Source organism: Allopusillimonas ginsengisoli (genome assembly GCF_004153455.1).
GTDB classification, from domain to species: domain Bacteria; phylum Pseudomonadota; class Gammaproteobacteria; order Burkholderiales; family Burkholderiaceae_B; genus Allopusillimonas; species Allopusillimonas ginsengisoli.
Genome location: NZ_SDQE01000002.1, coordinates 100,769 through 118,079, shown reverse-complemented (window position 1 = coordinate 118,079; position 17,311 = coordinate 100,769). Strand labels below are relative to the sequence as shown.

Here is a 17,311-nt window from a genome sequence, read left to right as displayed (position 1 = left end):
GATCGAAAAAAGTATCACCCTTGCTCCAATGTCACCCAGTAACCGCGCAACCGCCTGCGGACAGTGACGGGATAGGTCGCAGCGAGCATGGCAAGCGCCATGTCGGTATCGTCCATTGGAAAGGTTCCGGATATTCGGATGTCGGCGACAGCGGGGTCGCATCGAACGAGGCCGCCTCGATATCGCGCAAGCTCGGCGATGAAGTCTCGCAGGCGCATGCGATCGACCATCAACATCCCGTGAATCCAGGCGCCCGATCCGATGGCTAGACTCGTTACGTTATTGGCTCGCTTGTTGGTGAAGCTGACAGTGTGTCCGGTATCCAGGGTAAGGTAGGCAGAAGTCGATCCTTGACTGGGTTCTATGCGCACCGCATGTTCGAATACGGCCACCTCAGTCAGCGCCTCATGCTGGCGTACGCTGAACCGGGTACCTAAAGCTTCGATCAGCCCTTGCGCCGTCCGAACACGAAAGGGTCGGTTCGCCGCGGCGGTATCTGGCGCGGTTTGGACCAGGATTTCACCGTGACGCAGTAAAACCGTTCGTTCAGTGGGGCTGAACTGCACATCGATAGAGGTCGCGGTATTGAGCTGAATGGACGAACCATCAGCCAACTGAACGCTGCGGCGGACACCTGTACCGGTGTGGTAATCAGCCATCCACCCTTTGTCGTCTGCGAACTGCAACCCCAGCCAACCTGTCGGCAGCAGCGCCAGCACGCTGGCTAGCTTGAGCATTGCGGCTCGGCGGTCCGCACAATGCGGCCTGTCCAGAGCAGGCATCGCCAGCCTGGGCGGCACGCTGTCCAGCTTGTTCATCAACAACTCAGCCCGAGCCCAGGCGAGCGCATGCTCTGGGGCCGCACGGCGCCAGCGCTCGCAGGCAAGATGATCCTGATCGGAGACTGTGCTGGAATTGAGTCTGACCAGCCATTCAGCCGCTTGTTCCAGAACGCCGGGTGAAATGGTGGGTGCCGAGCGCATGGCAATTGTCAATCCAGCAGCGCCAGGCATTGCAGGAAGGCCTGTTTCATATAGCGCTTGACAGAAATGAGCGAGCAGCCAAGCTTCGAAGCGATTTGCTCATAACGCAGCCCTTCAATCTGAGACATCAGGAACGCGCGCCGCACACGCGTCGGCAGCGTGTCCAGCATGGTGTCGATCTGGTGAAGCGTTTCGAGTATCAGTTGCCGATGCTCCGGCGACGGCGTTTCGGGCTCGGGAAGCAATGCCAAAGCCTCGAGGTAAGCCCGCTCAAGCGCCTTGCGTTCGTACCAGTTGACGAGAATGCCGCGTGCCACAGTGGTCAGGTAGGCGCGAGGCTCCTTGATATTGTCAATGCGACGGCCCGAGAGAATACGTACAAAGGTATCATGTGCAAGGTCTGCTGCATCGAAAGAGTCGCCGAGTCGACGACGCAGCCATCCCTGCAGCCACCTATGATGGTCGCAATATAGGGTTTCGATATCTGGCGAAGAGGGCTGGTTTGGCAGGGCGGCGATATCCATGTGCCCGGAAATTTGCGATTATAAATATTAATAAGAATTAATCGCAATTATGATACGGGGACGATAATTTCGCAACTTGTTGTGCGTGCGCAGTGATCAGGGCGCATATTTACCGTGCCAATAGATCCAGTTCAAGCTCAACGAATTTCGGTGGAAATTCGAGCCGGGCGTAATAAATAATGATCCCGTCGGCGCAGGCGGTGCGTCGCACCTCCGCAACGCTATCCCCGGGATTCAACTGCAGCGCATTGGCCGACTGGAAACCAGTCTGAATGATCGTCAGTTTTTGCCGGGATTCGGTGATCTCGAGTCCATCAATGCGGGCAATAACTGAGGCGGCGGCCCCGGCTTTGAATTTTTTCTTGTATTTTCGAAACAGCGTGTTCTCGATATAGACCTCGCTGTAGCAGAAGGGCTGGCCATCTGTGCTGTGTACCCGGCAAAGGTACTGATACTGGGCTGCTGGCTTGGCCTTGCTTTGCATCCCCGAATCGGGAAGGTGATGAATGATGCGCTCGGATTCCACGATGCTGCGCGTTCCCAGAATATCGCTCAGCGCGACGGCCTCTTGCCAGGATGTGGGAATTGCCAACGCGGCATGGCTGCTTCGGCGTGGCTCGACGAAGGTTCCTTTGCCCCGCGCTCTGCGAATAATTCCTTCGCTTTCCAGTACGCTCAGCGCCTGGCGTAAAGTCATGCGCGAAACTTTGTAGGATTCCATGAGCGTCTCGAGGGATGGGAGACGCTCCTCTGAAGGCCATGTGCCGGAATCGATACAGCTCCGGAACTCCGCAGCCAGTTGAAGATACAGAGGCATCCGGCTGCGGTTCATTACGGCGTTGTTCAGTTCGACTTTGGACATCTTCATGCTTCCTGAGGTGGCGGCGCTTAATCGTAGTGGCAAGCGTGGCGTGCCTCATCTGTTGACCTATTCATCCGGGCAGGCCTGCCCAAGGAGCGCAAGCGCCATTTTCTGGAGCTCACTCCGCTGGATTTTATTCGAGTTGGCGCTTTCAACAACGGGAAAGGCGGCTATGACTGCCGCGCGAACCGGAACTTTGAATTGGGCCAGGCTCGTCCTGCACTGACCGATGATAAGCTGTTCTGTCAGCGTTGCGTTTGTTTCGGCGATAACGAATGCTACGGGTACTGTTTTGCCTTCATGGACAACGCCGACGACCTGGCAGGCGGCCACACCCGTCAAAGTCTCGATAAACTGTTCCATTTCAACCGGGTTTACAAGAAAACCACTCAAGCGCAGAAAATCCCCCTTGCGGGCATGGAAGATGAAAGATTGCTCATCGACGGTATGCCCGAGGTCGCCCGTCCGGAAGTATCCTTCTGCATCGATCGCCTCGCGTGTCGCGTCCTCGTTGTGCAGATACCCTTTCATCAGGCTCGGCGCTTTGATTTCTATTTCGCCAACTTCACCGTGAGGAAGGATGATGCCAGAGTGTGTGTCGCGCGCGCGTACCCGTGCTTCTGGGGCGGCCAGCTTTCCCCCTGCAAGCTGTCGTTCGTTCAATGGCGCATCGTGCGGTTGTGCCGCCACCAGTGCTTGCAATTCACTGGACCCATATAGCCCCACCAGCGTGATTCCGGTTTTCTCCGCACGCGCTGGCAAGTCGCCCAGCGAAGGCGCGAAACTGGCAAACCCGGCTATCCGCAGCAATGGAAACGGATTGGGCTCATCGTTCACCGCATGGAGGATGCGATCCAGCAATTCGTTATTGGCAAAGGTGTGGGTGGCCCGGTAACGCTTGATCTGTCGTGCGCATTCCTTGGGATCCAGAACTGGCGCAGAGATGAGCGCGGCACCTGCTGCCAGGCCGGCGAGTGCGGACGAGAAGCCGAAGGCGCCGCAGAAGGGTGCGCCCATGAGAATGGCGTCACCGGGAACGACACCGTGAACCTGCGCCACATTCGCACCGTGTGCGACCAACGTTTCCTGATCATGGACGACCAGTTTGGGCTGCGATGTTGTGCCGGAGGTTGTATAGACCAAAGCGTGGCAGCCTCCCGCAGCTTCGGGCACGGTGTCGGGCAGTGGGGACGCGGGCACGCTGTCATAGTCGAACATGGCAGTGCCCACCACTGGTTCCGTGCAGGGCTTTTCCCCGACTACCAATACGCCCTGAAGTGCGCTCAGCAACGAAGCGTCCACATGCCGGAGAATCTGTGCGAACGGCAGCCCCTTGAAAGCCGGCCACATGGCAAGCCAACGGCACTCTCCTCGAGAGATCAGATCACCTACTTCTTGACTGCGGAATCGGGTGTTCATCGATACCACAGTGATGCCCAAGCGGGCGCAGGCGAGGAATATGGCCAGCCACGCGGTGCAGTTGGGCAGCCATAGCGCTAGCCTGTCTCCAGGCCGTGCACCTCTTTCGTGCAGCAGCGCGGCAATACGCAGGGTTTCACGTTGGAGTTCGGCATAGCTGACAGCTTGGTCAATGTCGTACAGGGCGATCGCGTCAGGCCGCTCGGATGCATGCCGTGTTAGCAGCGCGGAAAAATTCATGAATCCACCTTACACCGTTGCAATGGGCGTTACGGGAGAGCCGACGGCACCTGGAAGTCGAAGCGGCGGTGCTGTCAGCAGGAAGCGATTGCGCTGGTTGTCCTCCAGCCATTGCGCCAGATCGCGCAAGTACCAAAGCTCTGCCAGTGGCAACCCTAGCTTGAACAGGCAGTGGTGATGCAAGGGCAGCAGCGATTTTCTGTCCCCTTGGCTGAGCGCGGGGTAAGCTTCGACTGCATAGTTGTCGGCGCAGATAGCGACGATCCCGCTTTGCGTAATCCAGTCGAGCAGTTTCGCATCGGCACCATTCAGAACAGCCCCCGCCTGATGCAAAGCTTCTGCATCAGGCTTGCCGTCCATTTCCACCACAGTTTCCGCAAATCCGGTGCGCAGCACCAGCATATCGCCCGGCTCCACCTGCACGCCGTCAGCCGCCATTACGTCGGCGAGTTCCTTGTAGCCAATCAAGGTTCGGCCGTGACCAAAGTGGCGGACGAAATCCACCAGAACGCCACGGCCCTGCATTCCTTTCATGGCGAAGTTTTCTATGCCCAGTTTCTTTGCGCCGAAGCCGTGCCCGCCGCCGCAGTGACCATCCTGGTGAGGGTGTCCTGATCCGTCGAGCACATCTTCTCCGGCACGGTAGCCGTTGTAATAGACTTTGCGCTCCTGGCCGTTGCCGTCCACATCGAAATGGGCGCCTATGTGCGCCAGCGCGTCCCACTGTGTGGAGTATTGCAATGACAGCGTCACCTGGTCGTCGCTGAGCACATCGATGGAGGTCGCATCAAGGTTTGCCATGGGAAAGTTCATATACGGGATGCCATCGCGCTCGGTAGCAGACAACTGAGGCGGTTTGCGACGAGGGTTCAGCGCCATCCCGCCCGGCAGATCGAGTGGCAACGAAAGACAGAATACCTTTCCTTCCCGAACCTCGCGGATTCCCTTGAGCACCTGTTCATGCGTGAGCAGGTTGACACGGCCGAGTTGATCATCGGCACCGAAATCCCCCCAGTTTGCGCCCTCCGGGCGATGTGTCCAGCGTTTCACTATGTCTCCTGAGCAGTGTTCGTACATGTGTTCATGCACGTATATGGATGGGTCCGGATGCGAATCTGTGGCGAGCGGCGTGGGCTGGCGCTCAGGCCGCGCCGATCGTGATGCCGCCACAGACGTAATGCGTCTGTCCGGTTACAAAACCGCAGCGTGGATCGATGAAGTAGGCTGCGGCATGTGCAACATCCTGCGGCTGGCCGATCCGCCCCACGGGAATGCCTTGCAGCAGTTTTTGCGTGCTGGCGCTCTGTGCATCGTTGACTTCCTGGAAGAATTCCGTGGCAATAGGGCCGGGTGCGATTACATTGACGGTAATCCCATGCTCGGCCAGCTCAAGCGCCCATGTCCGAGTCATGCCGATAAGGCCCGCTTTGGCCATGCTATACAGCGTGCGGCCTTGTTTTCCCAGCGCTGCGCGAGAGCTGATGTTGATGATGCGCCCCATGCCGAGCGCCTTCATGCCCGGCAACAGGGCCTGGGCGCACAGAATGCTTACTTCAATGTTAAGTGCCACGGCGCGTTGCAGGTCGTGCATGTCAACCTGTTCCAGCGTGCCCGTCGGAACGAAGCCCACATTGTTGACCAAACCGTAGCAGGGTCCGGTGTCAGTAACGCGCGCCAACACCTTTTTGATGGCGTCGGGGTTGGATAGGTCGGCGCTATGGAAGGCGAGCTGTTCGGGCCAGTCATCTGGCCGGGTTCTGGCGATGCCGATCACTTCGTAGTGATCAGCAGCGAGCCGTTCGCATATGCCGCGACCAATGCCTCGGCTGGCGCCGGTGACGAGCACTTTCAGTTTTTCTTGCATGATGGGCACTCTTTATGGAAAGGAAAACAGAGGCGAACTAAGCAAAACGCTATCGATCTCGCGCGATATGCGTACGTCTTGATGACGGAGAACGAAATCTAACGCATAATAGTCTATAAAGCTAGACGTTTGACCATTAACTATAACCGCAATATCAGCGGAAAAGGAGACATAGCTATGAAAGCACGTTACGTCGGTCAGGTGGGTAAACTGCGGGTGACTGTGGCAGCGCTGGGTTTGGCGCTAACATGCGGCGGCGCCTATGCAGCTGAATATCCCGCGCAACCCATACAATTGGTGGTGGGCTACGGTGCAGGAGGGGGTACCGATATGTGTTTTCGGGCGCTTGCCGTCACAGCCAGCAAAAAGCTGGGTCAAAGCATTGTTGTCGAAAACAAGCCCGGCGCAGGCTCGTCGCTTTCGATTGGATACATCGTGCGCCAGAAGCCCGATGGCTATAGCATCGCAGCGTTGTCCACTGGCGCCGTGCTGAACCCCTATCTTGTGCCCAATATCGATTACGACGTTCAGAAGGACCTGACGCCTATCGCCATGGTTGCGCAGTATCAGGTTGGCCTGCTGGTGAGGCAGGACTCCACCCTCAAGTCACTGAGCGACATTATCGAAGTTGCGAAGAAGGAACCCGGGAAAATCGCTTTTAGTACCGCAGGCGTGGGAACGCCCCAGCATCTGACCATGGAAAAGCTCGGCGAGGAGGTCGGTGCAAAGTGGACGCACGTTCCTTACAAGAGCGGTATCGAGGCATCCACTGCCTTGATCAGAGGCGATGTGGAAGTCATGGCGCAGACGGCGGAGTGGGTGCCTTATGTGCGTGATGGCCGACTGCGACTCCTGAATGTATTCACCGAGGATCGTATGGCAGGATTTGAAGACGCGCCAACCCTGGTTGAAGAGGGGTATCAGTTGGTTGCGCCGAGTATTCTCGGGCTGGTCGGCCCAAAGGGCATGGATCCCGCAGTTGTCGCGAAAATAGATGACGCCTTCAAGGATGCTATTGATAGCGAGGCGTTCCAGCAGTGCACCGATCAGTTTGGTCTGAAGGTGGATTACAAGAACGCCAGCGAGTTCACCCAATACATACAAGGCACCATTGATACGTGGGCGCCTGTCATTAAGAGTCTCGATACGAACTGAGCTTGGGGACCGCCAAGCTCGACCGCTAGAACGTAACCTTCACCGATGGCGCGCTGCGCACGGCCTCGCCATGGTAGACCGCTTCGATATTGTTGCCGTCGGGATCCAGCACAAAGGCGCCGTAGTAGCCTGGGTGGTAGTCACGGAATCCGGGCGCGCCATTGTCCTGGCCGCCGTTGGCCAGAGCCGTCTTGTGGAAGGCATCGACCATGGCTGGGTCTTTGGCCTGGAAGGCCAGGTGATGGCGGCCTGTCAGTTCGCCAGCGGAGGCTGCGCTGTCCGGGCTTGATACAAAAAGCTCGTCCGCCCAAAAGTAGCCTTCGCCACTTCCCCCCATGGGTATATGCAGGGTATCGAAGATGGCTTCATAGAATGCCCGGCTGGCTTCTAGGTCTTGAACGACAAGTTGTATATGGTCGATTAAACGACCGCGATGCAGTTCCAGGGTTTCCATGCTGGCTCCGAATTCGTTGATGTTATTGATGCAATGCTGTATCTGAGTGGCGTCGCCTCAATTGCCGCTGCATCTGGAACCAAGGCCGGCTTAGTGTAAGGCCGTGCACGATGCCGTTCAATATGGGGCAAGCGGTCGATTCGTAAGCAGGGTTTACACGTCGTTGCGCGTATCGCAGTTGGCATGTCCAAATTCGGTTACACCACAACCTCCTCAGGATCGTCCATGAGTCTCACCAGGCGGCGAAGCGCGTCTTCCATATCGTAGCGATTCGGCGGCGCCATGATGCTCAGGCGCACTCCGCTAGACTTTGCACTGCCAATCGAACACGCATCTGGTGGAGTGATTCGAATACCTTGTTCGCCTGCCCGTCTGGCGAGTTTCTCAGCCGCCATAGCCTTCATGGGCAGCCATAGATGCGGCGAACCGGCAGGCATGGGCACGCTGGGAAGTCGCAGAATTTCCAGCGCCATCCTGGTCCTGATTTTCGCTTCTTTTGTCAGGTCGTCCGCAGCCTGGCGGTGAGCGCCCATCTCAATCAGCGCGCAAGCCAGTTCCGATGCGACAGGTGCCGCGCCAAATGCCTGCGCCCGCAACGCACTGCACAGGCTGCCGAGGCGATCAGCCGGCGGCGCAAGCAGGCCCGCGCGCAAGAGCGGTGTCAGGCATTTGGACAGGCTGGTCAGGTAGTAGACCCGCGAGGGAGCTAGCGCTTTATAGGTTGGACTTTTCTTGGCAGCATAAATACCGTAGATGTCGTCTTCGACAATATAGGCATCGTGCTTCTCCGCGACCTTGAGGATATCCTGGCGCCTTTCCAGGCCGACTTCGAGTCCGAGCGGATTCTGGCACACGGGTACAGCGTAGATTGTCTTGCATCCGGACTTTGCCAGCGCATGATCCAGGTTGTCGGGCAGCATGCCTTCTTCGTCGTGGTCGACGGGCAGCCATTCCATTCCCAGGTTCGCGGCGGCCGCGATAGCGCCGGAAAAAGTCGCGCCTTCGCAGGCGATGAGGTTGGAGCGCGCTTTCAAATCTCCAAAGCATAGGTAGATGGCTTGTTGTGCGCCTACGCACAAGGTTATCTCGTCAGGGTCCAGGCTCACGCGGTTTTCGGCCAACCACCGGGTGAATATCTCGCGCTGAACTCGCGTCCCCCTAAGATCATAAAGTCCTCCGCTAAGTATGCCGAGAACGCTTCTTGCCGCGCGTGCGCTCGCCGCGCTCATCGTGCTCTCGGTGACGACAGGGGGCGGGATGTTCAAAGACAGATCAACGATGTCCGCGCGAGCAGAGGAGGGCGATTTCATCACAAATGTGCCGCGTCCCACTTCCCCGCGGACGATTCCCCTCACGCTCAGCAGATCGATCGCCTTGGTGACGGTGCCGATGGATACCGACGCCAGGCGAGACAATTCGCGGTGCGTCGGCAATCGCTCATCCCTTCCAAGTTGCCCGTCTTCTATTGCTGTCGCGATAGTCTGGGCAAGCCGCTCATGCAACGGCCCTTCGACATCGGCGAGTTTGAGTGTATGCAAAGTGCTGGCCACAACGTCCCCCAGTTAAGCAAAGAAGCTTATCAATTATCTCATTCGCAAATTCAATTGGTGCAGATACGGTTGTGATAATTAAAAAATACAATCCTAATAATTGTATTCTTAGTTATATATTATTGTATCGAATATATTTTAATAAGATAATACAAATGTCTTCGCCACCTTGTCTTTCCGGGTGGCACCCAAACCTGCGCTGGAGCAGACATGGAATTACGACAGACTGCTGCGCTTCGCCGTTGGACCATCGTGATTGCGGCAGGCCTCATCATGGGTGCCACCCTCGGCGTTCGCCATACGCAGGGGCTTTTCATGCAACCTGTGCTGAACGATCAGCACTGGACGCGCGAAGCCTTTGGCTTCGCGATCGCCATACAGAATCTGATCTGGGGACTTTCCCAGCCATTCACAGGAATGCTTGCCGATCGCTACGGATCAGCAAAAGTGATCTTTGCCGGGTTGTTGCTCTACGCACTGGGACTATTCTTGATGTCCGATGCCGCCAGCGAAGCTGGCTTTGCGCTGACCAATGGCGTGTTGATTGGGCTTGCCTTGTCCGGGACAGCGTTTGGCACGGTCTATGGCGCGTTGAGCCGAATTTTCCGCCCTGCAGAGCGAGGCTGGGCGCTGGCCGTCGCCGGCGCGATTGGCGGATTGGGTCAGTTCTGCATGGTGCCGGCAGTGCAGGCCTTGCTGGATGACATGCAGTGGTTCACCGTCAGCGCCATATTGTGTATCGCCATGGTGGTGCTGTCTCCATTGGCCATCTTTCTGCGCGAGAAAGTGACGCACTGCGACGATTGTACCCAGGAACAGGCGAGCCTCTGGATGGCGCTACGCGCTGCGTTTGCACACAAAGGGTTCTGGCTGCTGAACACAGGTTTCTTTGCCTGCGGCTTTCAGCTCGCCTTTATCGGCACCCATATGCCTGCCTATCTGCTGGACCAGGGATTGTCTGTTCATGAAGCCGCCACCGCGCTGGCCTGCATCGCACTGGCCAATGTTTTTGGCATGTATTGCGCGGGCATATCTGTTGGCATGTATCGCATCAAATACGTGTTGGCCAATGCTTATTTGATACGTGCCGTTGCCATGTTGGTATTTATTTCATTTCCCGTGACGGCAGCAGGAACTTATGTGTTCGCGGGGCTGATGGGGTTTCTGTGGTTGGGAACGGCGCCACTTACGAATAGCCTGGTGGCACGTATTTTTGGCGTTCGTTATATCGCTACCCTCTTTGGTTTTGTGTTCTTTGGGCATCAGCTTGGCAGCTTTCTCGGTGTCTGGCTGGGCGGTTACGTCTATGACACTTATGGTTCTTACGACCTGTTGTGGCAATGCTCGATTGCTGTGGGGCTGGTCGCCGCGTTATTGCACATTGGCGTCAACGACGCACCCAGGCAAGAAAGCGCAACCGCATTGAGGCATGCAGCATGAAACCCAAGAATGTTTTTGTTCAAGTATGCCTGCTCGGCGCCATGGCGCTCGCTGCTGCGTATCTTCTGCATCGCTGGCAACAGCCTTCAATGGCCTTGCCACTGCTAAGCGGCAGCATGCTTTGCGGCTGAGTTCTCTTTATTCCGGATCAGCACAATCTATTCAGTAACGTCAATATTGGAGCCCGATGTGTCAATCGCTCAACTCGCTTTTATTACCATGGATGTATTCACAGACCGGCGGTTTGGCGGCAACCCGCTGGCGATCTTTCCCAATGCTGCTGCGCTCTCGACCGAAGCCATGCAGCAGATCGCCATGGAAATGAATCTGAGCGAGTCTGTCTTCATCATCAGTCGTGGCGACACGCCCATACCTTTGATACGCATTTTCACGCCCAAAGTCGAACTGCCATTTGCCGGCCACCCGACTGTAGGCACAGCGCTATTTCTGGCGGCGCAGCCTGACGCCAACGGATTATCCACGCTCATTCTTGAAACCAAGTCTGGACTTGTTCAGGCTGAGATCTTTACCTCCGCCGAAGGTCTTCAGCACGCGCGTATCACGGCCCCTCAACCCCCGCGCAAAGGCTCGGCACCCTCCGCTGATGTATGCAGTGCTTTCCTTTCCTTGCCCAGCAGCGCATTGGCGTTTGATCCTATTGCGTACAGCGCTGGCGTGCCTTACGTCTTGGTTCCGCTCAAGTCGCGCGCCCATCTTGCCCAAGCCGCTCCAGACCTATCCATCTGGACAGCGCAGTTAAAGCAGTGCTGGGCATCGGCTGTTTACGCGCTTTGGATGGATGATTGGGAGTCCGGTAGGGTGGTGCATGCTCGCATGTTTGGCCCGGGCGTGGGGATTCTCGAGGATCCCGCCACTGGCAGCGCTGCTGTCGCCTTGGCGGGGTGGTTGGCGGAGAAACAGGGTTTGATTGACGGCGAGAGAGAGTGGTTGATTCACCAGGGCGACGACATGGGGCGCCCCAGCCGGTTAACTATCCGCGCGGTGGTGGCATCAGGCGAATGCGTTTCCGTTCACGTGAGCGGCACAGCAGTCACGCTTACTACCGGAACGATGCAACTCAATTAGCTCAGACGGAGCCCGTATCATGGATACGACGACGACATGCTTTAACAATCTACGCACTGCCTCACTGGTCAGTGCTGGCATAAACGCGGATCGCATCGCGTTCCAAACCGCCGATGGCGTGACGCTGCACGGCCATTATTGGATTTCTCATCGCCGTCCTATTGCCGCCGTCATTATCAATGCAGCCACGGGGGTGCTGGCCCGCTACTATCATCGTTACGCGCAATTTCTGGCTCAGCAGGGCTTTAATGTGCTGACCTACGATTATCGGGGAATAGGCGAGTCCCGGCCCGAACACCTCAAACGCTGCACATATCGGTGGCGCGAGTGGGGAGAGTTCGATTTCAGCGCCGCATTGCGTGTTCTTCAGGATCGGAACGATTTACCCATCCATGTTGTGGGGCACAGTATAGGCGGCATCCTGCCTGGCTTGGCCTCCAATGCGGCGGGAATAGACCGCATGCTAACGATAGGCGCGCAATACGCATGGTGGCGGGATTATGCTTCGGCTCATCGTCGGCGCTTGTTCTGGAAATGGCATATCGTCATGCCATTGCTGACCTCGGTGATAGGGTACTTTCCTGGGAAGCGGCTAGGCTGGCTGGAAGACTTGCCCAAAGGTGTTGCCAACGAATGGAGCTTTCGCGGTCCACGGCTTGAACGCAGCTTTCCCGCTTGGCAGCGCGAAACGGTGCTGGAGCATTTCAGGGCTGTGCGTTCGAACATCCTGGCAATAGTGGTAGCGGATGACGAGTACGCACCGCGCCCCGCGGTCTACCGTGGTTTGTCATACTTCGAAAACAGCGCGCGAACCGTCGTCGAGCTTCGGCCTGAAGACGAGGGCGTGGATCGCATCGGGCACTTTGAACTGTTTCATTCCAGACATCGGGACTGCTTTTGGCGTGCTACCGCGGACTGGCTCGCAACAGGTGTCAACCCATGGCCGCGCAGGGCCGTTCTCAGGGCGGATGCCAGCGATGCTTACGCTCGGGGTCGTGCGCTGTCCTCTTTGCCGGTTGCCGCCACCGGCCTGGTGTCGGGGCGACGCGTAGAAAAAAAGCAATTGCGATATCTGGTGGAGCTGGATGACCACTTGCTCTCGGACGTGGGATTAACGCGAGATCAGGTCCGGTGTCATATGCGAGACCGGGGCATAGCGTCAGCTGCAGGAACTAGCGGCCTGTCATCAGCCTGGCCTCGCGATAGCTTTTGGTAGGATGCTTAATGAACATCTTCATTTATTGCCTCAGCGTTTGGAGCGTTGGAATGGTATTCTCAGCCTCAGTCTTTTGGTACGCTTTCAGGCAGAAGAATTCGCTGGCCGCTATGAAGGCTTCGCGAGCGAGTGTTTGCCGATCATCGCCTTGGCGTAATATATAAACGCCTGCACTTCGTCCGTGCGGCCCGCCAGATCGTCTCTGCCGCTGCCTAGATAAGCCTCCCGGGCTGTGTGCACGACGGGGGCATACACATCTGGCAGCCGCTCAAGCACCCACGCGGCGGCCGCATCCTTGGATGTGATTTCTCCTGAGGCAGCGCTAAACCAAATGCGGGCAAGCGCAAGCACGATATTTCGCTCATCGCCTTGCCAGTCAGACGTGCTGTTCCACTGCGCAACGGTGTCGAATAACGCTTTGGCCAAATCTTCCTTGGGTACTGGATCAAACAAATCCCGTGCCGGCATGCCCACCAGGTTGATACTGTGTTGTCTTGCCTTGGTCAATAAGATCGCGAGATCGTGGTCGACAGTTGCGCCTTCGACACAGCCATGCTGCAGGGGCTCGCGAAGCCATTCGCCAAACTGAAGTTCGCGCAACGGGGGGTACCGCCACGGCACGACCTCGTGCCGGACAATAACGGTTACTTCGAGCGCGCGATGGGTTTCGTTGGTTCCAGGCGCTGCCGATATCGACAGCAGGTCCATCATCAATGCGTATCGGACCGGATCAGGCAGCGGGGCATTGACGGTTACGAGCAAGTCAATGTCGCTGTATGGTTTGAGTCCGCCATCGATGGCGGAACCAAACAAATGAATGGCTTGCAGCGTGCCTGCAAGATTGCGCTCAAGTGCCGCACGCGCATGTGTCAGTTGGCGTACAATGCCAGATTGCCATGCTTTCATGGGTTCCCTAACCCCATCCATCAAAAAGGTACATCATGACATCCATATCTGTCGCGCAATCGCGCGGTTCATTTTACCTTGCTCTGCTGGTTGCCTTTCACGTCTTAATCATCATTGCCAGTAATTATCTGGTGCAGCTGCCTATCGACCTGTTTGGCTTTCACAGCACTTGGGGCGCATTCAGCTTCCCCTTTATTTTCCTGGCAACTGACCTGACCGTGCGCCTGATCGGCAAGTCTGAAGCACGTCGCGTGATTATGCGCGCCATGATTCCGGCGCTAATCGTCTCTTATATCGTATCCGTGCTCTTTCATGAAGGGCGCTTCAACGGCGTGAGCGCACTGGTAGAGTTCAATACATTTGTGTTCCGTATTGCGTTCGCCAGCTTTGCTGCCTATGTGTTGGGGCAATTGCTGGACGTACAAGTATTCGACCGCATGCGCCGAGGGTACGTGCAATGGTGGATCGCACCCGCGGCTTCGTCCGTGTTTGGGCAGGCGCTGGACACTGCCGCTTTCTTCAGCATAGCCTTTTGGCAAAGCAGCAACCCTTTCATGGCCGAACATTGGGGCGAAATTGCCGTGGTGGACTATGTCATCAAACTGGCCGTCAGCCTATTGCTGTTCGTGCCTATGTACGGTGTTGCCCTAAGTGCGTTTATCCGGGCAATGAAACGGCGTGATGCTCTGTCTGCAGTAGCCTGACTACTGCAGATAACGAACGATGAGTCGTGTAGCTTCGTCGGCCAACGCTTCCTATTGCACTTTTCCTATATCCTGCACCGCTTTTCGCAATACAGCGTCGTCCGCATCCCAATAAGCCTGGAACTCATCGGCATCCAGGTAATCGATGGGGCTGCCGGCGGCCAGGACCTTTGCCTGCACGTCCGGGTCGTTGGCCACAGCTTTGGCTGCGGTGCGCAAACGTTCGATTATTTCGGCGGGCACATCCTTTGGTACAAAAATACCAGACCACTGAACGAACTTCACGTCGTAGCCTGCCTGTGTCAGGCTGGGTACGTTCGGAAGCGTATCAAGTGGCTTGTCGCCCCAATGCGCCAGGGGCCGTACCGTGCCAGCTTTGATATGTTGAAGGATGCTGGACGGGCCGGTGGAAATTGCATCAACCTGGCCGCCCAACAATGCGGCGACCGCCGGACCCGCACCCGTGTATGGGACATGTGTCATCTGAATATTCGCATTTTTCTCGAGCATGGCCATGGGTACATGCATTGAGCCGTAGATACCCGAGCTACCGTAGTCCAGATCGCCTGGCGCCTGGCGAGCCGCCTCGACAAACTCATCGACTGTTTTCCAGGGTGATTTCGCAGGGACGACCAACACTGTGGGGTCTGCGGTAATTCGCGCAATAGGCTTGAAATCCGTTGTGTCGTACGCCGCCTTGCGCCCAAGTATTTTGTCTGCTTCAGGCAAAATGGAAATGGAAGAAAGCATCAACATAATGGTGTAGCCATCCGGTTTGGCGCGCGCAGCTTCGCCTGTACCGATGGCGCCGCCCGCTCCCGCTTTGTTCTCGACCACTACGGACTGCCCCAGCTCTTTGCCGAGCGCGTCTGCGATGGGCCGCGCTACCGTATCGGTCACGCCGCCCGGGGGAAATGGAACAATCATTGTGATGGGGCGTTCCGGGTATTGCGCCCACGCCATGCCGGAAGCCACCATAGTCAGGCCAGCCGCAAATATTTTCAGTATTGTTGCTTTCATTGATGTCTCCTTCACTGAGTGTTATGCCAGTAGTCGGCTTTTTTGTATGTTGCTACGTGAAGCGCCTATCGAAAGGCGTTTTCAAGGGTGCCAAGGCCGTCGATTTCGATGCGAACGCGATCACCGGATTTCAAATAGCGGGGCGGGTTGAAACCCATTCCGACGCCGGCGGGCGTTCCTGTCGCAATGATGTCCCCGGGGTAAAGGGAGATGCCGCGCGAGCAGGTTTCTATCAGCGTGGGCAGGTCAAAAATCAAGTCGCGTGTTTTACCGTCCTGCCTAAGCTCGTCGTTGACCCAGCACCGTACTCGCGTATCCGTGGCATTGAACGCATCGGCGGTGATTAGCCAAGGCCCCATTGGGCAGAATGTGTCGAAGGATTTGCCTAAATCCCATTGCTGGTGCCTGATCTGCACATCGCGTGCCGTTACGTCGTTAACAATGGTGTAACCCCACACGTGGTTCATGGCCTCAGCTTTGCTGATGTTCTTCCCGCCTTTGCCGATCACGACGGCGAGTTCTGCCTCGTAATCAATCTGCTCGCTGATGTCGATCGGTAGAACGACATCTTCGCCATGGGCGATGACGGTTTCGGGTACCTTGGTGAATACGATGGGCCAAGCGGCCGGATTCGCGTTGTTGGCTTTGAATACTGACTCGGACAGCTCCTGAGCATGTGCATGATAGTTGCGACCAACGCAAAAGATGTTGCGTCGAGGACGTGGAATAGGTGCGAGCAATTTCACGGTATCCAGCGGTGTGGGTGCGCCGCGGGCAAGTTCAGCCAGGCGTGCTTGGTCTTCGTGGGTGCGAATCAGGCCGAGCATGCCTTGTTTGGCGGTTTCTGGGGCAACGTCCAATGCCTGTACTGTCAGCCCGTCGTCGCTGACGACGCCTACATATTGCTGCTGCGCCTTCATGTAAGTTGCGATCCGCATACTCTTCCTTCAATGATGGGACGATAGTGAGTCTGCGTACGAGTAGTACCGCTTTTGTACCACTATCGTTAAATTGGTCTGAAGTCGAAAGTATATGGCGCAGGTATATGCAACGCAACCGCTATTATTTAAGGGTTTATGAATGGCTAAGTAAAAATCACCATTTTGACCAATTGGTACAGGAATGATATTCTGCCAGCACTGTTCTTATCGTGCAGATTCAGCAAATCATGACATCCGACGTAATTGAATTGGGCTTGCGCAGTCCTGGAGCGCAAGCCTTGGCAAATTATCTATATACAGAAATTAGCTCTGGCCGGATACCGGTTGGTGTAAAGCTACCCGCCGAACGGGAGTTGAGCCAACGCTTCAACACCTCCAGAGGTTCTGTGCGGCGCGTCCTGGCGGCCTTGCGCGATTCAGGCTGGATCACTCAGTCAGTTGGCAGCGGCACATTTGCCGCGCGTCCTGCACACGAGGTATCTGCAGATGCGGGCGGCCACGGCCTTTTTCTGGATCAAACCAGCCCGGCTGAACTCATGGAAGCTCGCCTGTTGATCGAGCCACTGATGCCGGCATTGATTGTGCGCCACGCAACCCGCAGCGATTTTGCCCGCATGCACGAATGCCTGGTAAACGGGGAGCAAGCGCAAACGGTCGAAGACTTCGAGTTTTGGGATGGCGAGCTTCATCAGGCGCTCGCGAAAGCGACGCACAACCACTTTTTCCTGCAAGTACTGGCGCTGAGCAATCGCGTCCGACAACAAGGTGACTGGGGCCGGCTCAAGCGCAACTCACTCACGCCAGAACGTCGCACCGAATATGAACATCAGCATCGCGCCATTGTGACCGCGCTGGAGGATAGGGATGCCGAATCGGCGCGAACGGCCCTGGTTGGACATTTAGCGCAAATTCAGCGGAATTTGTTTGAGCCGCCTGCGACTGAGTGA

18 protein-coding genes are annotated in these 17,311 nt (G+C 56.7%); 7 read left to right on the top strand and 11 right to left on the bottom strand.

Annotation, left to right across the window (positions count from 1 at the left end; genetic code table 11):
- Nucleotides 1-14 precede the first annotated feature (14 nt).
- From ERE07_RS05495 to ERE07_RS05470, 6 genes are all read right to left on the bottom strand, one after another.
- Entirely contained in the window at nucleotides 15-983 is a 969-nt protein-coding gene (locus ERE07_RS05495; RefSeq protein WP_209021097.1) for a FecR domain-containing protein, read from the bottom strand.
- Nucleotides 984-991: 8 nt separating this feature from the next.
- Nucleotides 992-1,507 carry a sigma-70 family RNA polymerase sigma factor gene (locus ERE07_RS05490; protein WP_130007819.1) on the bottom strand — a complete coding sequence of 172 codons (516 nt, stop codon included), beginning with the start codon at nucleotides 1,505-1,507 and terminating at the stop codon, nucleotides 992-994.
- 109 nt (nucleotides 1,508-1,616) lie between these two features.
- Entirely contained in the window at nucleotides 1,617-2,369 is a 753-nt protein-coding gene (locus tag ERE07_RS05485) for a GntR family transcriptional regulator (protein WP_130007818.1), read from the bottom strand.
- A 66-nt stretch (nucleotides 2,370-2,435) separates the two neighbouring features.
- Nucleotides 2,436-4,028 carry an AMP-binding protein gene (locus ERE07_RS05480; RefSeq protein ID WP_130007817.1) on the bottom strand — a complete coding sequence of 531 codons (1,593 nt, stop codon included), beginning with the start codon at nucleotides 4,026-4,028 and terminating at the stop codon, nucleotides 2,436-2,438.
- Nucleotides 4,029-4,037: 9 nt separating this feature from the next.
- Nucleotides 4,038-5,078, bottom strand: coding sequence for a cyclase family protein (locus tag ERE07_RS05475; protein WP_130007816.1), 1,041 nt, complete (start codon nucleotides 5,076-5,078; stop codon nucleotides 4,038-4,040).
- 91 nt (nucleotides 5,079-5,169) lie between these two features.
- Nucleotides 5,170-5,892, bottom strand: a complete 723-nt coding sequence (locus tag ERE07_RS05470) for an SDR family oxidoreductase (protein WP_130007815.1) — start codon at nucleotides 5,890-5,892, stop codon at nucleotides 5,170-5,172.
- Between the two features lie 177 nt (nucleotides 5,893-6,069).
- Between ERE07_RS05470 and ERE07_RS05465 the strand changes: the two genes are divergently transcribed.
- Nucleotides 6,070-7,047, top strand: a complete 978-nt coding sequence (locus tag ERE07_RS05465) for a Bug family tripartite tricarboxylate transporter substrate binding protein (RefSeq protein WP_130007814.1) — start codon at nucleotides 6,070-6,072, stop codon at nucleotides 7,045-7,047.
- Nucleotides 7,048-7,072: 25 nt separating this feature from the next.
- Here ERE07_RS05465 and ERE07_RS05460 read toward each other — a convergent pair whose 3' ends face one another.
- Together ERE07_RS05460 and ERE07_RS05455 are read right to left on the bottom strand one after the other, a co-directional pair.
- Nucleotides 7,073-7,501 (bottom strand): VOC family protein, encoded by a 429-nt coding sequence (locus ERE07_RS05460; protein WP_130007813.1) that lies wholly within the window; start codon nucleotides 7,499-7,501, stop codon nucleotides 7,073-7,075.
- Nucleotides 7,502-7,698: 197 nt separating this feature from the next.
- Nucleotides 7,699-9,051, bottom strand: coding sequence for an aminotransferase-like domain-containing protein (locus ERE07_RS05455; RefSeq protein ID WP_130007812.1), 1,353 nt, complete (start codon nucleotides 9,049-9,051; stop codon nucleotides 7,699-7,701).
- 210 nt (nucleotides 9,052-9,261) lie between these two features.
- Here ERE07_RS05455 and ERE07_RS05450 point away from each other — a divergent pair, with 210 nt between their 5' ends.
- Genes ERE07_RS05450 through ERE07_RS05440 form a run of 4 tightly spaced genes read left to right on the top strand, consistent with a single transcriptional unit; the run spans nucleotide 9,262 to nucleotide 12,793 of the window.
- On the top strand, nucleotides 9,262-10,491 hold the full coding sequence (locus ERE07_RS05450; RefSeq protein ID WP_130007811.1) for an MFS transporter: 1,230 nt from the start codon (nucleotides 9,262-9,264) through the stop codon (nucleotides 10,489-10,491).
- Nucleotides 10,488-10,622 carry a hypothetical protein gene (locus ERE07_RS22170; RefSeq protein WP_280634360.1) on the top strand — a complete coding sequence of 45 codons (135 nt, stop codon included), beginning with the start codon at nucleotides 10,488-10,490 and terminating at the stop codon, nucleotides 10,620-10,622. The genes ERE07_RS05450 and ERE07_RS22170 overlap by 4 nt, the downstream gene beginning before the upstream one ends.
- A 58-nt stretch (nucleotides 10,623-10,680) precedes the next feature.
- Nucleotides 10,681-11,577 carry a PhzF family phenazine biosynthesis protein gene (locus ERE07_RS05445; protein WP_130007810.1) on the top strand — a complete coding sequence of 299 codons (897 nt, stop codon included), beginning with the start codon at nucleotides 10,681-10,683 and terminating at the stop codon, nucleotides 11,575-11,577.
- Between the two features lie 19 nt (nucleotides 11,578-11,596).
- Nucleotides 11,597-12,793, top strand: a complete 1,197-nt coding sequence (locus ERE07_RS05440) for an alpha/beta hydrolase family protein (protein WP_130007809.1) — start codon at nucleotides 11,597-11,599, stop codon at nucleotides 12,791-12,793.
- 108 nt (nucleotides 12,794-12,901) lie between these two features.
- Here the strand turns inward: ERE07_RS05440 and ERE07_RS05435 are convergent, their stop codons facing one another.
- Nucleotides 12,902-13,699, bottom strand: coding sequence for an AadA family aminoglycoside 3''-O-nucleotidyltransferase (locus ERE07_RS05435; RefSeq protein ID WP_130007808.1), 798 nt, complete (start codon nucleotides 13,697-13,699; stop codon nucleotides 12,902-12,904).
- A 35-nt stretch (nucleotides 13,700-13,734) separates the two neighbouring features.
- On the opposite strand from ERE07_RS05435, the gene ERE07_RS05430 reads away from it, so the two are divergent.
- Nucleotides 13,735-14,403, top strand: a complete 669-nt coding sequence (locus tag ERE07_RS05430; RefSeq protein WP_130007807.1) for a 7-cyano-7-deazaguanine/7-aminomethyl-7-deazaguanine transporter — start codon at nucleotides 13,735-13,737, stop codon at nucleotides 14,401-14,403.
- A gap of 51 nt (nucleotides 14,404-14,454) precedes the next feature.
- On the opposite strand, the gene ERE07_RS05425 is transcribed toward ERE07_RS05430, so the two are convergent.
- Together ERE07_RS05425 and ERE07_RS05420 are read right to left on the bottom strand one after the other, a co-directional pair.
- Nucleotides 14,455-15,423, bottom strand: a complete 969-nt coding sequence (locus tag ERE07_RS05425) for a Bug family tripartite tricarboxylate transporter substrate binding protein (RefSeq protein WP_130007806.1) — start codon at nucleotides 15,421-15,423, stop codon at nucleotides 14,455-14,457.
- 65 nt (nucleotides 15,424-15,488) lie between these two features.
- Nucleotides 15,489-16,361: a fumarylacetoacetate hydrolase family protein gene (locus ERE07_RS05420; protein ID WP_130007805.1), complete on the bottom strand. Its 873-nt coding sequence runs from the start codon at nucleotides 16,359-16,361 to the stop codon at nucleotides 15,489-15,491.
- A 230-nt stretch (nucleotides 16,362-16,591) separates the two neighbouring features.
- On the opposite strand from ERE07_RS05420, the gene ERE07_RS05415 reads away from it, so the two are divergent.
- Nucleotides 16,592-17,311 carry a FadR/GntR family transcriptional regulator gene (locus ERE07_RS05415; RefSeq protein WP_130007804.1) on the top strand — a complete coding sequence of 240 codons (720 nt, stop codon included), beginning with the start codon at nucleotides 16,592-16,594 and terminating at the stop codon, nucleotides 17,309-17,311.

What these genes read in the sequence shown, in the direction of transcription:
- ERE07_RS05495 (WP_209021097.1), bottom strand. Translation starts at nt 983, where the DNA reads ATGCGCTCGGCACCCACCATTTCACCCGGCGTTCTGGAACAAGCGGCT.
- ERE07_RS05490 (WP_130007819.1), bottom strand. Translation starts at nt 1,507, where the DNA reads ATGGATATCGCCGCCCTGCCAAACCAGCCCTCTTCGCCAGATATCGAA.
- ERE07_RS05485 (WP_130007818.1), bottom strand. Translation starts at nt 2,369, where the DNA reads ATGTCCAAAGTCGAACTGAACAACGCCGTAATGAACCGCAGCCGGATG.
- ERE07_RS05480 (WP_130007817.1), bottom strand. Translation starts at nt 4,028, where the DNA reads ATGAATTTTTCCGCGCTGCTAACACGGCATGCATCCGAGCGGCCTGAC.
- ERE07_RS05470 (WP_130007815.1), bottom strand. Translation starts at nt 5,892, where the DNA reads ATGCAAGAAAAACTGAAAGTGCTCGTCACCGGCGCCAGCCGAGGCATT.
- ERE07_RS05465 (WP_130007814.1), top strand. Translation starts at nt 6,070, where the DNA reads ATGAAAGCACGTTACGTCGGTCAGGTGGGTAAACTGCGGGTGACTGTG.
- ERE07_RS05460 (WP_130007813.1), bottom strand. Translation starts at nt 7,501, where the DNA reads ATGGAAACCCTGGAACTGCATCGCGGTCGTTTAATCGACCATATACAA.
- ERE07_RS05450 (WP_130007811.1), top strand. Translation starts at nt 9,262, where the DNA reads ATGGAATTACGACAGACTGCTGCGCTTCGCCGTTGGACCATCGTGATT.
- ERE07_RS22170 (WP_280634360.1), top strand. Translation starts at nt 10,488, where the DNA reads ATGAAACCCAAGAATGTTTTTGTTCAAGTATGCCTGCTCGGCGCCATG.
- ERE07_RS05440 (WP_130007809.1), top strand. Translation starts at nt 11,597, where the DNA reads ATGGATACGACGACGACATGCTTTAACAATCTACGCACTGCCTCACTG.
- ERE07_RS05435 (WP_130007808.1), bottom strand. Translation starts at nt 13,699, where the DNA reads ATGAAAGCATGGCAATCTGGCATTGTACGCCAACTGACACATGCGCGT.
- ERE07_RS05430 (WP_130007807.1), top strand. Translation starts at nt 13,735, where the DNA reads ATGACATCCATATCTGTCGCGCAATCGCGCGGTTCATTTTACCTTGCT.
- ERE07_RS05425 (WP_130007806.1), bottom strand. Translation starts at nt 15,423, where the DNA reads ATGAAAGCAACAATACTGAAAATATTTGCGGCTGGCCTGACTATGGTG.
- ERE07_RS05420 (WP_130007805.1), bottom strand. Translation starts at nt 16,361, where the DNA reads ATGCGGATCGCAACTTACATGAAGGCGCAGCAGCAATATGTAGGCGTC.
- ERE07_RS05415 (WP_130007804.1), top strand. Translation starts at nt 16,592, where the DNA reads ATGACATCCGACGTAATTGAATTGGGCTTGCGCAGTCCTGGAGCGCAA.